The sequence below is a fragment of the Nocardioides potassii genome (assembly GCF_021648885.1).
Classification (GTDB): domain Bacteria; phylum Actinomycetota; class Actinomycetes; order Propionibacteriales; family Nocardioidaceae; genus Nocardioides; species Nocardioides potassii.
In genome coordinates this window covers 357,244-371,157 of record NZ_JAKJHZ010000003.1, presented here as the reverse complement: position 1 = coordinate 371,157, position 13,914 = coordinate 357,244, and the positions used below count along the sequence as shown (strand labels likewise).

At 70.5% G+C, this 13,914-nt stretch carries 8 protein-coding genes; 4 read left to right on the top strand and 4 right to left on the bottom strand.

Going from position 1 to position 13,914, the window contains the following annotated elements:
* Positions 1 to 2: 2 nt before the first annotated feature.
* The 3 genes from L2K70_RS03165 to L2K70_RS03155 are packed head-to-tail and all read right to left on the bottom strand — an operon-like array spanning position 3 to position 3,199.
* A complete protein-coding gene (locus L2K70_RS03165) occupies positions 3 to 932 on the bottom strand; it encodes a carbohydrate ABC transporter permease (RefSeq protein WP_236398866.1) in 930 nt (309 codons plus the stop codon).
* Positions 929 to 1,864 (bottom strand): carbohydrate ABC transporter permease, encoded by a 936-nt coding sequence (locus tag L2K70_RS03160; RefSeq protein WP_236398863.1) that lies wholly within the window; start codon positions 1,862 to 1,864, stop codon positions 929 to 931. Before L2K70_RS03160 ends, L2K70_RS03165 begins: the two co-directional genes overlap by 4 nt.
* Positions 1,865 to 1,867: 3 nt before the next feature.
* Positions 1,868 to 3,199: an ABC transporter substrate-binding protein gene (locus tag L2K70_RS03155; protein WP_236398860.1), complete on the bottom strand. Its 1,332-nt coding sequence runs from the start codon at positions 3,197 to 3,199 to the stop codon at positions 1,868 to 1,870.
* A gap of 167 nt (positions 3,200 to 3,366) precedes the next feature.
* On the opposite strand from L2K70_RS03155, the gene L2K70_RS03150 reads away from it, so the two are divergent.
* From L2K70_RS03150 to L2K70_RS03135, 4 genes are read left to right on the top strand one after another with little or no spacing between them, the layout of a single operon-like run.
* Positions 3,367 to 5,388, top strand: coding sequence for a beta-galactosidase (locus L2K70_RS03150; RefSeq protein ID WP_236398856.1), 2,022 nt, complete (start codon positions 3,367 to 3,369; stop codon positions 5,386 to 5,388).
* Positions 5,388 to 6,191 carry a DeoR/GlpR family DNA-binding transcription regulator gene (locus L2K70_RS03145; RefSeq protein WP_236398854.1) on the top strand — a complete coding sequence of 268 codons (804 nt, stop codon included), beginning with the start codon at positions 5,388 to 5,390 and terminating at the stop codon, positions 6,189 to 6,191. The genes L2K70_RS03150 and L2K70_RS03145 overlap by 1 nt, the downstream gene beginning before the upstream one ends.
* Positions 6,188 to 8,323, top strand: coding sequence for an alpha-galactosidase (locus tag L2K70_RS03140; RefSeq protein ID WP_236398851.1), 2,136 nt, complete (start codon positions 6,188 to 6,190; stop codon positions 8,321 to 8,323). The genes L2K70_RS03145 and L2K70_RS03140 overlap by 4 nt, the downstream gene beginning before the upstream one ends.
* A 9-nt stretch (positions 8,324 to 8,332) precedes the next feature.
* Positions 8,333 to 8,962, top strand: a complete 630-nt coding sequence (locus L2K70_RS03135; protein ID WP_236398848.1) for a class I SAM-dependent methyltransferase — start codon at positions 8,333 to 8,335, stop codon at positions 8,960 to 8,962.
* A gap of 21 nt (positions 8,963 to 8,983) precedes the next feature.
* Here the strand turns inward: L2K70_RS03135 and L2K70_RS03130 are convergent, their stop codons facing one another.
* Positions 8,984 to 13,804 (bottom strand): 3-keto-alpha-glucoside-1,2-lyase-like domain-containing protein, encoded by a 4,821-nt coding sequence (locus L2K70_RS03130; RefSeq protein ID WP_236398846.1) that lies wholly within the window; start codon positions 13,802 to 13,804, stop codon positions 8,984 to 8,986.
* Positions 13,805 to 13,914 lie beyond the last annotated feature (110 nt).

The window sequence follows — 13,914 nt, the reverse complement described above, 5'->3', positions numbered from 1 at the left end:
CATCAGCCCTTCGTCGAGCCCAGGGTGAGGCCGGAGACGAACTGCTTCTGCAGGGCGAAGAACACCACGAGGACCGGCAGCGCGACGATGATCGATCCGGCCGCGACCAGGTTGGTGTCGGTGAAGAACTGGCCCCGCAGGTTGTTGAGGGCCGAGGTGACCGGCAGCTTGTCGCCCTGCTGGATCAGCACCGTGGCCCAGAAGAACTCGTTGTAGACCCAGGTGACCTGGAGCGTCGCGAGTGCCGCGAGCGCAGGACGCACCAGCGGCATCGTCAGCTGCCAGTACTGCCGCCACACGCTCGCCCCGTCGAGCTCGGCCGACTCGTAGATCTCGTGCGGGAGCGTCTTCATGTAGTTGCTGAGCACGAACGTGCAGAAGCCCATCTGGAACGCGGTGTTGACGAGGATCAGCGCCCAGAAGCTGTTGAGCATCGATCCCGAGTCGCTCATGAAGTAGGGCAGCGGGACCTCGCGGAACATCCGGAAGACCGGGATGAGCAGGGCCTGCGGCGGCAGCAGGTTGGCGGCCAGGAAGACTCCCAGCAGCGCGAGGTTGAAGCGGTAGCTGAAGCGAGCCAGCACGAACGCGACCATCGAGGAGAGCCAGAGCGTCAGCAGCACCGCCGGCACGGTGATGAGGAACGAGTTCTTCATGTGCAGGCCGAAGTCGCCCTGCGACCAGGCCTGCCGGTAGTTGCTGGTGGTCCAGCCGCCGAAGGACAGGTAGCCGTTGACCTGGGTGTACTCGTACTCGCGGAAGGAGTTGATGAGCGCCCACACGAGCGGGAAGAGCCAGAGCAGCGCGAGCACCGCCATGATCACCGTCGCCACCGTGCCGCGACGCTGGCTGAGCACGCCACCCTCCCGGCGCACCGGCGCGGCCGCGCGGCGCTCGGGTGGCGCGACCGCGACGGGGGTCTCGTAGGTCATCGCTGTCGCTCCTCGCGGAAGACGGTCCGTAGGTAGATGGTGATGAAGACCGACGAGATCAGCATCATGATCACCGCGAGCGCGGAGCCGAAGCCGTACCGCGTCGCCTCACCGATCACGTTCTGCGCCACCAGCGCGCCGATGACCTCCAGCCCGTTGCGGCCCTTGTTGATGACCCACACCAGGTCGAAGGCACGCAGCGACTCGATCACCACGATGACGACGACGACCATGTTGATGGGCCGCATCACCGGGAAGATCACGCTGAAGAAGGTGCGCACCTCGTTGGCGCCGTCGACGGCGGCGGCCTCGCGCAGGCTGGCGTCGATGCCCTTCAGCCCGGCCAGGTAGATGAGCATGATGTAGCCGGTGTGACGCCACGCGGTGGCGACCAGCACCGCCCAGAGGTTGATGTCGGGGTCGCCGTACCAGTCGACCTCGCTGTGGAACACCTGGTTGATGAGCCCCTGGTCGCGGGAGTAGAAGAGCTGCCAGATGAAGCCGATGAGGGCCAGCGACAGCACCACCGGCATGTAGAACGCCGTCTGGTAGAACCGGCTGCCCCGCATCTCGCGGTCCAGCACCACGGCGAGCAGCATCCCCAGCACGGTCGGGAACAGGAAGAGGAATCCCAGCCAGATGAGGTTGTGCTGCACCGCCGGCCAGAACGCCGGGTAGATCGTGAAGATGTCCTTGTAGTTCTGGACGCCGACCCACTCGATGGTGTCGATGTCGCCGAACCCGTTCCACTTGCCGAACGACAGCGCGACCGACAGCAGCGCCGGCACCCACACGAGCAGGACGACGAGGACGAGCGGGATCGCCACCATCGTGATGACGGTCAACCGGTCACGGCCCGGCAGCTTCTTCTCGCGGCCCTGGGCGGGCGCCACGGCCTTCTCCGACCGTGGCGCCTCGTCGAGGTGTGTCATGACTCAGCCGAAGATGGAGTTGGCCTGCTCCTGGATGCTGGCCGTCACCCCGTCGATGTCGTCCGGGTTCTTCAGGAACGCCTGGATGGACGGGATCATGACCGTGTTGGCGAAGTCGGCGTTGGTGTCGCGGTCCATGAACTGCGCGATGTTGGCAGCCGCGCCGACGACCTCGGCCGACTTCTTCTGCAGGTCGCTGTAGGTGGAGGTGCTGGCGCCGGAGTTGGCGGCGATGAAGGGCGCGTCGGCGGCGTTGTTGCCCGCGTCGGCCGCGGCGGCGCTGCCGAGCCACTTCGCCATCGCCTTGCCCGCCTCTTGGTTCTTGCCCGCCGCGGCGACGCAGAAGCCGTCGATCGGCGCGTCGAGCGCGTCCGAGCCGATGGAGGAGTCGAGCTCGGGGAAGGTGAAGAAGTCGAGGTCCTCGCCGTTCTCGCCGAGGGCGTCGACGACGAAGGTGCCGAGCAGGTACATGCCGCACTCGCCCTTGCCCATCGCGGTGGCGGCCTCCTGCCACGTACGCCCGAGCGGGTCGGCCTGGTGGTAGGGCAGGAGCTTGCGCCACGTGTCGAAGACGCCCTTGACCTCGTCGCCGTCCCAGGCCTCGTCGCCGGCCATCAGGCTCATGTGGAAGTCGAAGCCGTTGAGGCGCATGTTGAGGATGTCGAACGTCCCCATCGCCGGCCAGCCGTCCTTGTCGCCGAACGCGAACGGCGTGATGCCCTTGCCCTGCATGTCGTCCATCAGCGCCATGAAGTCGTCGTTGGTGGTCGGCGCCTCCCAGCCGTTCTTCTCGAAGACCGACTTGCGGTAGAAGACGGCCCACGGGTAGTAGCTGATGGGCACGAAGTACTGCTTGCCGTCGGCCGCGGTGGACGCCTGCTTGAAGGAGTCGTTGAGGCCGTCGATGGGCCACTCGTCGCTGAGGTCGGTGATCAGGCCGTTCTCGGCGAACTGCGCCATCCGGAACCCGGCGAACCAGGTGAAGACGTCGTCGGGCGTGCCCTGGAGATAGGTGTTGATGCTCTCCTGGAAGGTGTTGTGGTCGACCGCGTTGACCTCGACCTTGGTCCCGGACTCCTTCTGGTAGGCCTGCGCGATCGCGGCCAGGCGGTCGTGGGCCGCGCCCGCGCCCTCCGCCTCGTTGATGCCGAACTTCACCGTCGCGCCCGACCCGCTGGCAGCACCGCCGCCGCTGTCGCCGCCACACGCCGCGAGCAGGCTGGCACCGCCGACGGCGAGCCCGCCGAGCCCCAGCCCTCGGAGCACGGAGCGGCGCGTCGCGGCCGTCGTGGCCACGGTGGAGCGGGGGATGGCGGTGGAGAGGGGACGTGACACGGGAGACCTCCGGGGGACAAAACCGAACAGGGAGCCACAGCATGTGACCGTCGGCACACCCTCGTCAAGGCCAAACCCGCCTCAATTCGGACTTGATCAAACATTTTTCGACGTAATCCACGGTTGAAACGTTGACTTCCCCACGTGAGGGTCGCCACAGTGGGCGCATGCCGACGCCCCTGCCGCCCCTCGCCTTCGGTGGCGACTACAACCCCGAGCAGTGGGACACCACGGCACATCGCGAGGACCGCGAGCTGATGCGCGCCGCCGGCGTGGACCTGGTGACCGTGGGCGTGTTCTCGTGGGCGTGGATCCAACCCCGACCGGGTGCCTGGGAGTTCGGATGGCTCGACGAGCAGATGGACGAGCTCCACGCCGCGGGCGTCCGCGTCGACCTGGCGACCGCCACCGCGTCGCCACCCCCGTGGCTGACCCAGCGCCACCCGGAGATGCTGCCCGTCACCCAGGACGGGCGGACGCTCTGGCCGGGAGGCCGGCAGTCCTTCTGCCCCAGCTCCCCGGTCTACCGCGAGCACGCGCTCGAGCTCTGCACCGCGATGGCCGAGCGCTACCGCGACCACCCCGCGCTCGCGCTGTGGCACGTGTCCAACGAGATCGGCTGCCACAACGCCCGGTGCTACTGCGACGTCAGCGCCGAGGCGTTCCGCACGTGGCTGCGCGACCGGTACGGCGACGTGGCGGGGCTCAACGAGGCCTGGGGCACCGCCTTCTGGTCGCAGCGCTACGACGACTTCGCGCAGGTGCTGCCGCCGAGGAGCGCGCCGACCCACGCCAACCCGACCCAGCAGCTCGACTTCCTGCGCTTCTCCTCCGACCAGCTGCTCGACAACTTCGTCGTCGAGCGCGACGTGCTGCACCGCGTCTCCCCCGGGGTGCCGGTGACCACGAACTTCATGGTCATGCGCCAGACGATGGAGATGGACTACCTGCGGTGGGGGCGCGAGCTCGACGTCGTCTCCAACGACCACTACCTCATCGCCGCCGATGCAGGCGGCCACCACGAGCTCGCGTTCAGCGCCGACCTGACGCGCGGCACGGCCGGCGGACGCCCGTGGTTGCTGATGGAGCACTCGACGAGCGCGGTCAACTGGCAGCCCCGCAACCGCGCCAAGCGGCCGGGCGAGATGATCCGCAACAGCCTCGCCCACGTCGCGCACGGCGCCGACGCGGTGCTCTACTTCCAGTGGCGAGCCTCGCGGGCGGGCGCCGAGAAGTTCCACTCCGGGCTGCTCCCCCACGCCGGCACCGACACCCGGCAGTGGCGCGAGGTGGTCGAGCTCTCCGGCATCCTCGACGCGATCGAGGAGGTCACGGGGAGCGAGGCCCGCAACGACACCGCGATCCTCTTCGACTACGAGGCGTGGTGGGGGTGCGAGCTCGACTCGCACCCGAGCGTCGACGTCCGCTACCGCGACCGCGCCGAGGACCTCCACCGCGCGCTGTCGGCGTACGGGGTCGGGGTCGACGTCGTCCACCCGACGGCCGACCTGTCGCCCTACACGCTCGTCGTGGTCCCGACCCTCTACCTGGTCTCCGACGAGACGGTCGCCGCGCTCGTGGCGGCAGCCGAACGGGGTACGACAGTGGTCGTGACCTACTTCAGCGGCATCGTCGACGAGTCCGACCACATCCGGCTCGGCGGCTACCCAGGCGCCTTCCGCGACCTCCTCGGGGTGCGCGTCACGGAGCTCATGCCGCTGCTCGAGGGCGAGTCGGTGCAGGTGGAGGGCCTCGGTGCGGACGCGGTGACGGCCGACGTGTGGACCGAGGACCTCGAGCTCGCCGGCGCCGAGGCGGTGGCGACCCATGCCGACGGCCCGGCAGCCGGACTGCCTGCCGTGACACGACACGACGTGGGTCGCGGGAGCGCCTGGTACGTCGCCACCCGGCTCGACGCCGCCGGTACCGACCGCCTCGTCGAGCGACTGGTGGGCGAGTCCGGTGCAGCACGGCTGCCCGGCGCCTCCCCGTCCGTCGAGGTGACCCGGAGGGCGAGGGACGACGCCAGCTGGCTCTTCGTGATCAACCACGGGGACGACGAAGCCCCGGTCCCCGTCGACGGCGTCGAGCTGGTCACCGGTCGCCCCGTCGCCGGCGACCTCCTCGTCCCGCCGGGCGGGGTCGCCGTCGTCCGCGAGACCCTCGACCTTGCCGGCCGGAGGTCCTGATGCTCGCGGCGCAGCGACGGGGCCGGATCCTCTCCGAGCTCAGCCGCGACGGGACCGTGCGCGTCACCGACCTCGTCGAGCTGCTGGGCGTGTCCGACATGACCGTGCGGCGCGACCTGGTGGCGCTGCACCGCGAGGGCCTGCTGGAGAAGGTCCACGGTGGCGCGCTCGCCGTCGCCGAGCCGTCGTCGTCGGAGCCGGGCTTCGCCGCGAAGTCGGTCCAGCACCGCCGGGAGAAGGAGGCGATCGCGACCGCTGCTGCCGACCTGGTGCGACCCGGCATGGCCATCGCGGTCTCGGCCGGCACCACCACGCACGCGCTCACCGAGCACATCGCCCGGATCCCGGACCTGACCGTCGTGACCAACTCGGTGTGGGTGGCCGATGTCCTCCACCGCCTCGGCGAGCCCACGACGTCGGTGCTGCTGACGGGTGGCCTGCGAACCCCGTCCGACGCCCTGGTGGGCCCCGTGGCGGTGTCCTCGCTCCGCAGCCTGCACGTCGACGCCTTCTTCATGGGCGTGCACGGGATGGACGTGCGCGCGGGCTACAGCACGCCCAACCTCCTCGAATCCGAGACCAACCGCGCCATGATCGAGCGGTCGCGGCGGCTCATCGTGTGCGCCGACTCCAGCAAGTGGGGCGTCGTGGGTCTCAGCAGCATGGCCGGGCTCTCGGAGGCCGACGTGCTCGTCACCGACTCCGGGCTGCCCGCCCAGGCCAGCGGCGCCCTGACCGACCACGTCGGCGAGCTGCTGGTGGTCGACCCGGTCGACGACCTCGACGAGGTGGACGACGCATGACCGTGGCGCACCTGAGCAACGGTGGCGTCAGCATCGTGCTGGGCAGCGACGACGCCGGGATCCCGTTCGTCGCGCACTGGGGCGCCGGGCTGGGCGACCTGGACGACGACGCCCTCGCCGCCCTGGTCGCGGCCCGGCGGCCGGGCGTCGCGCGGTCGTCGTACGACGTCCCGCGCGCGACGGGCCTCGTGCCCGACGGCACCCGCGGTTTCGCCGGCACCCCCGCGCTGGAGGGTCACCGGGTGGGCGGCGACTCCGCCGCGGCGGCGCCCAGCCTGGTCGAGTGGCAGACCAGCGTCGGCGACAGCGCCCTCACCTGCACCTCGAGCGACGCCGAGGCGGGCTGGGACGTCATGGTCCAGCTCGCGCTGGACGACGGCGGCCTGCTCCACACGCGGACGTCGGTCACCAACGCCGCCGACGGCGACCTCCACCTGACCTCCGTGCTGTCGGCGCTCCCGGTCGGGGCGCACGCCACCGAGCTGCTCGACCTCACCGGGAGGTGGTGCAAGGAGCGCGCTCCCCAGCGCCACCCCTGGGTGCAGGGCACGCACCGTCGGGACGCGCGGCACGGCCGCACCGGCCACGACGCCACCCTCCTCCTGGTGTCGGGCACACCGGGCTTCGACTTCGCCAGCGGTGAGGTGTGGGCCGTGCACACCGCCTGGAGCGGCAACCACACGACGTACGCCGAGCGCACGCCGGAGGGCGACTGCCTCCTCGGCGGTGGCGAGCTGCTCACGGCAGGCGAGGTCGTGCTCGCGCCGGGCGAGACCTACCGGTCCCCCTGGCTGCTCGGCTCGTGGTCGCCCGCCGGCCTCGACCCGCTCAGCCACCGTTTCCACGCCCACCTGCGCGCGGTGGCACCCCGCGAACGCACCGATCGGCCGGTCATCGCCAACACGTGGGAGGCGGTCTACTTCGACCAGTCGCTCGAGCGGCTCACCGAGCTCGCGGACGTGGCCGCGTCGGTCGGCGTCGAGCGCTTCGTCCTCGACGACGGGTGGTTCCTGGGGCGCCGCGACGACACCTCCGCGCTCGGCGACTGGCGGGTCGACCCGACGATCTGGCCCGACGGCCTCGGCCCGCTGGTGCAGCACGTCACCGGCCGCGGCATGGAGTTCGGCCTCTGGGTGGAACCCGAGATGGTCAACCTCGACTCCGAGGTCGCCCGCGAGCACCCGGAGCGGGTGCTGCGGGGGCGGGCAGGACTGCCACCCGAGTGGCGCCACCAGCAGGTCCTCGACCTGCAGGACGACGACGCCTTCGCGGACGTGCGCGACGCGCTCCTCGCCCTCCTCGACGGGCTGGACATCTCCTACCTCAAGTGGGACCACAACCGCGACCTCACCGACGCGACGCACGCGGGCCGGCCGGCGGTGCACGGCCAGACGCTGGCGGCCTACCGGCTGCTCGACGAGCTGCGCGACGCCCACCCCGCGCTCGAGATCGAGTCGTGCTCGTCCGGAGGCGCACGGGTGGATGCCGAGGTCCTGACGCGCACCGACCGCATCTGGCCGAGTGACACGATCGACCCCCTCGAGCGGCAGCACCTCCAGAGGTGGACGTCGTTGCTGGTCCCACCCGAGCTGATGGGCTCGCACGTGGGCGGGCCGACCTCGCACACCACGGGTCGGACGCACGCGTTGCGCTACCGCGCCGCGACCGCGCTGCTCTACTCGTTCGGTATCGAGTGGGACATGACGCAGCTCGACGAGGCGGGTCTCGCCGAGCTCCGCTCGTGGATCGACCTGCACAAGCGCGTGCGCCCTCTCATCGCCTCCGGGAGCCTCGTGCACCCCGACCACCCGGACCCCGCCGTCGTCGTGACCGGCGTCGTGGCCGACGACAGGTCCGAGGCGTGGTACGTCGTGGCCAGCGTCGCGCAGACGGAGACCCAGCACCCTGCTCCGCTGCGGCTCACCGGGCTCGACCCCGCTCTCACCTACGACCTGACCGAGGAGCTTCCGCCGTCCGGGGGCGGGGCCGACCTCACCGGCTCCTGGTCCGCGTCCGGGGTCGGGCTCGCCGGGCACGTCCTGGCCCGGGTCGGGGTGGCGCTGCCCGTGCTCGCGCCCGAGGAGGCACGGGTCCTGCGTGCGGTCGCCCGACCGGCGGCGTCTCGACCCTAGGCTGGCCGCATGGACGCACGCGCCTGGGACGAGCGGTACGCCGCCAGCGACCTCGTCTGGTCGGCCGAGCCCAACCAGTTCGTGGCCGCCGAGCTCTCCGACCTCGCGCCCGGCACGGCCGTCGACCTCGCCGCGGGCGAGGGGCGCAACGCGATCTGGCTCGCGTCGCGCGGCTGGAGGGCGACCGCGGTCGACTTCTCTCAGGTCGCGCTCGACAAGGGTGCCCGGCTCGCAGGAGACCTCGACGTCACCTGGGTCCGTGCCGACGCGACGACGTGGATGCCACCCGAGCCGGCCGACCTCGTGGTGGTCGCCTACCTCCAGCTACCGGCTGACGAGCGACGGTCAGCGGTGCGCAACGCGTTCGCGATGCTGCGGCCGGGCAGGACCCTCTTCCTCGTCGCCCACGACTCGACCAACCTCACCGAGGGCACCGGCGGGCCGCAGGACCCGTCGGTGCTGATGACGGCCGACGACGTGCTCGCCGACCTCGACGGGCTCGACGGGCTCGAGCTCGAGGTGGTCCACGCCGGGCGGGTCGCGCGCGAGGTCACGACCGCCTCCGCGGACCACCACGAGCACGGCGGCGAGGAACGGCGTACGGCCTGGGACTGCCTGGTCCGGGTGGTCAGGCGCTGAGCCTGACCACCCGGAGGCACGTCACCGGGTGAGTCGGACCCTCACCTTCTGGGTCGGGCCGTCCTCGAACCGGACGACGAGGACGGCCTTCACCGTCTTGCTCGCTCCGAGGAGGGTGCGCGCCCGCTTGGTGAGGGTGAGCGTGATCCTGCCCTTGTCGCGTGCGCCGAGGTCGAAGGTCGCCGCACCGAGGCGCTTCGCCTTCTTCCCGGTGGTGCGGAGCACCACCTTGCCCGCGCAGTCGTCCGAGCCGCAGCGGAGCGTGAGCTTCGCCTTGCGCCGGTTCGGCGTCGCGTCCGCTGTCCCGCGCCCGAGCACCTTCACCGTCGGCTCAGCCGTGCCGCCCTGCGGGGTGGTCGGCGGGGTGGGCGTGGTCGTCGGCGGGGTCGTGGGCGGGGCGGTCGGCGAGACCACCTTCATCGTGGCGCTGCCCTGTCCCGCGTCGTGCGCCAGGTCGCCGGCGTACGACGCCTCCAGCTCCACCGTGCCGGCCTGCGCGAACGGACCGACGTCGAACGTCGCCGTGCCGTCCTCGAGCTCGACGCCCGGCAGGTCGTTGCCGTCGACCGACAGCACCACCTCGCCGGTCGCGACCTCCTCGGCCGCCGAGGTGACCTCGACCTCGACCTGCGCGGTCTTCCCGGTCTCCACCTGCTCCGGAGCCGTGACCGTCACTGTCGAGGCGACGTTCTCCGGGTCGGCGAGGTCCTTGACCTGGATGTCGCGGTAGTAGACCTCGTCGCCGCCGCCGTGGTTCTGGATCCCGATGTGGCTGGGCCAGGTCAACCGCTTCGACTCGCTCGCCGGGCTGGTGTAGTCGTTGACGAGCACGTCGTTGAGGTAGACGCGGATCCGCTTGCCCTCGACCTTGATCTCGTAGTGGTTCCACTGCCCGACCGGCTCGAGCGCCGCATCGCGCTGGTCGTTGGCGCCCTGGAACGTGTAGACGGCGCCGGTCGTGCGGTCGGGCAGGTCCGTGGCGTCGATCTGGATCTCGTAGCCGCGGTCGACCGCCACCCAGGGGTCACCGGCCGGGTTGGGAGCGTCACCGTCGTAGCGGGGCGTCGTCTCCGGGTTCGGGAACCCGACGAAGACGCCGCCGTTGTCGTCGCCGGCGAGCTTCCAGTCCAGCTGGAGCGAGTAGTCGTCGTCCAGCGGGTCGGAGTGCCACAGCAGGCCCAGGCCGCCGTTGGTCTTCAGCGAGCAGTCGGCCTCACGGGTGAACAGGCCGGGACCGGCCATCTTCCAGCCCTCGAGGCTCTCGGCCGTGCCGTCGAACAGCATGCGGTAGCCGGGATCGGCCGCGGTCGCCTGACAGGTGTCCGGCTCGACGACGGGATCGCCGTCGAGGCGGAACCAGTCGAACGCGCCGGTCTGGGTGCCGGTGCCGTTGTAGGCGGCAACGCCGATCTTGGGCGCGACGAGCCCCGTGCTCGGGTAGCCCGAACCCATCGAGCTCCACGTCTGGCCCTGGTCGACCGACCAGCGTCCCTGGATGGCGGTGCCGGTCGAGACCATCTGCAGCTGCAGCTGGTCGGGCGCAGCCCCGTCGGGCAGGTCGGCGTTGGTGTAGAGCATCTCGCCGTTGACCCGGCGACCCAGCTCGAGGACCCAGTCGCCGTCCGGCTTCTCCATCGCGACGAGCTTGGCGTAGTTCATCGCGTCGGTCCACGCGACCACACCACCCTGGAGGTAGTCGTCGGTGCCCGTCATGGTCACCTGCGTGGTGGCGGCCCAGGGACCGTCGGCCGGCGAGTCCTGGAGGATCATGTTCTTCGCGTCGACCGCGCCGCCGGACAGGTCGCCCGACTGGGCCTTGATCACCAGCTGGCCGCCGGTCACGCTGACTCCGGTCGCCGTCTTGTTGACGATGGTGCTCCAACGGCAGGTGTCCAGCGTGTCTCCGTCGAACTCGTCATCGGGCCCCGGGGTCTCACCCGGTGCGCACGCCTGGCGCTCGCCGAGGTCGAGGTAGTCCAGGTTGAGGTTGCCGTTGTCACCGGGATCGCGAGCGATCTTGATGACGTTGGTGCCCGCGGTGAGCTCGACCTGGTCCGTGATGGTCCCCCAGGTCTTCCAGGAGCCGGTGGGAGGGAAGGAGAGCTTCTTGACGAACGCACCGTTGACGTAGAGCGACATCGCCTTGGTCTGGTCGGGCTGCGGGTTGGGCCCGTTGGCGTAGCCGATCGTGACGTCGTGGAAGCCGGCCGACGCAGCAGTGACGTCGAAGGTCACCGCCGTGCCGTCGTTCTCGAAGCCACCGACGTAGCCCGTGCCGCTGTAGCCGGCGTGCTCGGTCTGGACACGGTTGTCCTGACCGGTGATGGTGCCGGCCTCGGCCTCCACCCGCCCGGCGTCGGGGTCGATGACCTTGAGGTGGTCGAGGTTGACGTTGCCGTCGTCGCCCTGCTCGTAGACGATCTCCACACGGGTCCTCCCGGCAGGGAGCGTGGCCCGCACGGTGAACGTGCCCCACGTCTTCCAGTCCGCGAACGGCGGGAGGACGATCGTCTGCTTCTCCTCACCGATGTAGAGCGACATCTTCTTCGCCTGGTTCGGCTGGGGGTTGGGGCCGTTGGCGTAGCGGATCTGCAGGTCGTACGCCCCCGCCGTCGGCGCGACCACCTCGACCGAGGTGCCCGAGCCGATGGACTGGATGCCGTCGACGAAGCCCGAGCCGGTGTAGCCGGCGTGCTCGGTGTCGATGCCGGCGGTGCCGGTGAGCTGGCCGTCCTCGAGCTCGTAGATGCCGTCGGCAGGCGCCTGCGGCTCCGGCTCGACGTACCCGGGGTAGGTGTTGAGGGTGTACCAGGCCTCGGTGCTCCACAGCGTCTCGCCGGACTCGGCGGCGAAGGGACGCGGGGAGCGCAGGTGCACGACGCGGTCGGGCTTCATGCCGTCGACCTTCAGCGTGACGGTCTTGTGGTCCGCGCTGGCCACGGCCTCGGTGACCTCGAGGGTCTCCTCGTCGAGCTTCGGTCCGCCGTACTGCGAGGTGGCCCGGTAGTGCCACTGCTCGAGACGGTACTTCGAGGCGAGGTCGGCGAGCGTCTCGGCCGACAGGGGCTTGGTGTACTCGATCTCGAAGCCGCCCTCGACGACGTCCATCGAGGCCATGTCGAACGGGGTGTCGCCGCTGAGGTCGAGCTTCTGCAGGCCGTAGCGGAGCTTCCCGGTCTGGCCCCAGTTGCCGCCGGCGCCGAGGCCTCCGACGATCAGCGAGCCGTCGGGCCCGGCGAGGACCCGGCTGACGCCGGCCTCGAGGCCCTGGGTCATGCGGAACACCGCGCCCTGCTTGGCCCCGCCGACCTCCTCGAGGTCGGCGCGCTGCAGGCCGCCGTAGGTCACGTCGCCGATGAACAGCTGGCCTGCGTAGGGGCCCTCCTCGACCACGATCGGGGTGCTCGGGGAGTTGGCGATCTCGTTCTGCGGCATCCACAGCACCGGCTTGGTGACCGGCTGGTCGTCGAAGCGACCGGGCGTGCCGTCGGGCTCGGTGGTGTAGTGGTTGTAGAACTCGCCGGGCTTGATCTCGATGAGCTTGTTGGCCGGCAGCCAGCCGCCCTGGTTGTCGGTCACGAAGATCTCGCCGTCGGGACCCCAGCCCATCCCGTGCGGGGTGCGGAGACCGCCCGCGACGTAGTCGATGGTGCCGTCCTGGCGGTCGACGGTGATGTGGGTGCCGCGGTTGTAGGAGCCCTGCGGCACGGTCGTCGCGCCGCCGAGGTTGATCGACACCGACAGGTTGAGGTGGAACTGGTCGGTGGCCTCGTCGTAGAGCATGCCGAAGCCGAACTCGTGGAAGTTGCCGTCGAAGGGATAGGTCGCGATGTCGTCGTGGCCCTCGTAGACCCCGTCGCTGTCAGCGTCGAGCAGCTCGATCAGCCCGGTCTTCTCGGAGACGTAGATCCTGCCGTCGACGACCTTGATGCCCTGCGGCTCCTTGAGTCCGCTGGCGATCCTGGTGCGGGTCACGTCGGCGGGCGAGGTCGCGGCCTTCACGCCCTCGAGCCGGTAGAGCTCACCGAGGGAGACGTTGCCCTGGTCGTTGCCGTTGCCGCCCCAGGTCAGCACCAGCAGGTCGTCGCCGTCCCACTCCAGCCCGGTCACCTGCGGCTCGAAGCCGTCGGGGCGCAGGTTCACGAGGTCGTAGGCGGGGTTGACGCCGTCGAGCTGCAGGCCGTCGCCGGCCGAGTCGTCCTGGCCCTCGCACTGCTTGAACCCCGGGGTGGTCACGCGGGTGACGTTGGCCTCGGTGCTCAGCGCCGACGTCGGCACCACGGAGAAGGTGGTCGCACCCGGCGGCATCCACTCCAGCAGCAGCCGCTCGCCGCCGCCGGCCTCGAAGTAGTCGACCCGCAGGCGGTGGATCGTGCCGGCGGTCAGGGTGACGCTGCCCTCCACTGCCTCGGTGCCGTGCAGCCCGTCGTTGTCGACGACCACCTGGTCGTCCACGGTGAGGCGCGAGCCGTCGTCGCTGGTGAGGCGGAGCTTGTAGGTGCCGGTGGTCGGCACGCTGAGGTTGGCCAGCGCCTCGACGACGAAGTCGTCCTGGAGCCCGCCGAAGTCGTCGGGGGCGTCCCAGTCGATGACCTGCTTGAGCAGGTCGACGTTGGGCGTCTGCCCGGACTTGAGCTGGCAGAGCTCAGAGATGCCCGCGCCGAGCTGGTAGGCCCGCATGGTCAGCCCGGGCTCGTCGCCCGCCGGGACGGCCGAGGCGCTGGGCGCCACCGCGGCGAGGCTGGCGGCGACGGCGCCGACCAGCAGCGCCGCACCCCACCGGGTGCGGGGGCGTGGCCGCGACGCGTCACGAGCTCGGACGGGTAGCAAGGGATTCGACACCGTTTCCTCCTGAGATCCCGCGCGGTCGCCCGGGATGTGATCGACCTCACCGTAAACGGGTTATTGCGAAATGAGAACAACTTTTGACTGATTTTCGTCAAAAGGGGTGA

Bases quoted from the DNA above. Each gene is read 5' to 3' on its own strand.
- L2K70_RS03165 (WP_236398866.1), bottom strand. From the start codon at position 932: ATGACCTACGAGACCCCCGTCGCGGTCGCGCCACCCGAGCGCCGCGCG.
- L2K70_RS03160 (WP_236398863.1), bottom strand. From the start codon at position 1,864: ATGACACACCTCGACGAGGCGCCACGGTCGGAGAAGGCCGTGGCGCCC.
- L2K70_RS03150 (WP_236398856.1), top strand. From the start codon at position 3,367: ATGCCGACGCCCCTGCCGCCCCTCGCCTTCGGTGGCGACTACAACCCC.
- L2K70_RS03145 (WP_236398854.1), top strand. From the start codon at position 5,388: ATGCTCGCGGCGCAGCGACGGGGCCGGATCCTCTCCGAGCTCAGCCGC.
- L2K70_RS03140 (WP_236398851.1), top strand. From the start codon at position 6,188: ATGACCGTGGCGCACCTGAGCAACGGTGGCGTCAGCATCGTGCTGGGC.
- L2K70_RS03135 (WP_236398848.1), top strand. From the start codon at position 8,333: ATGGACGCACGCGCCTGGGACGAGCGGTACGCCGCCAGCGACCTCGTC.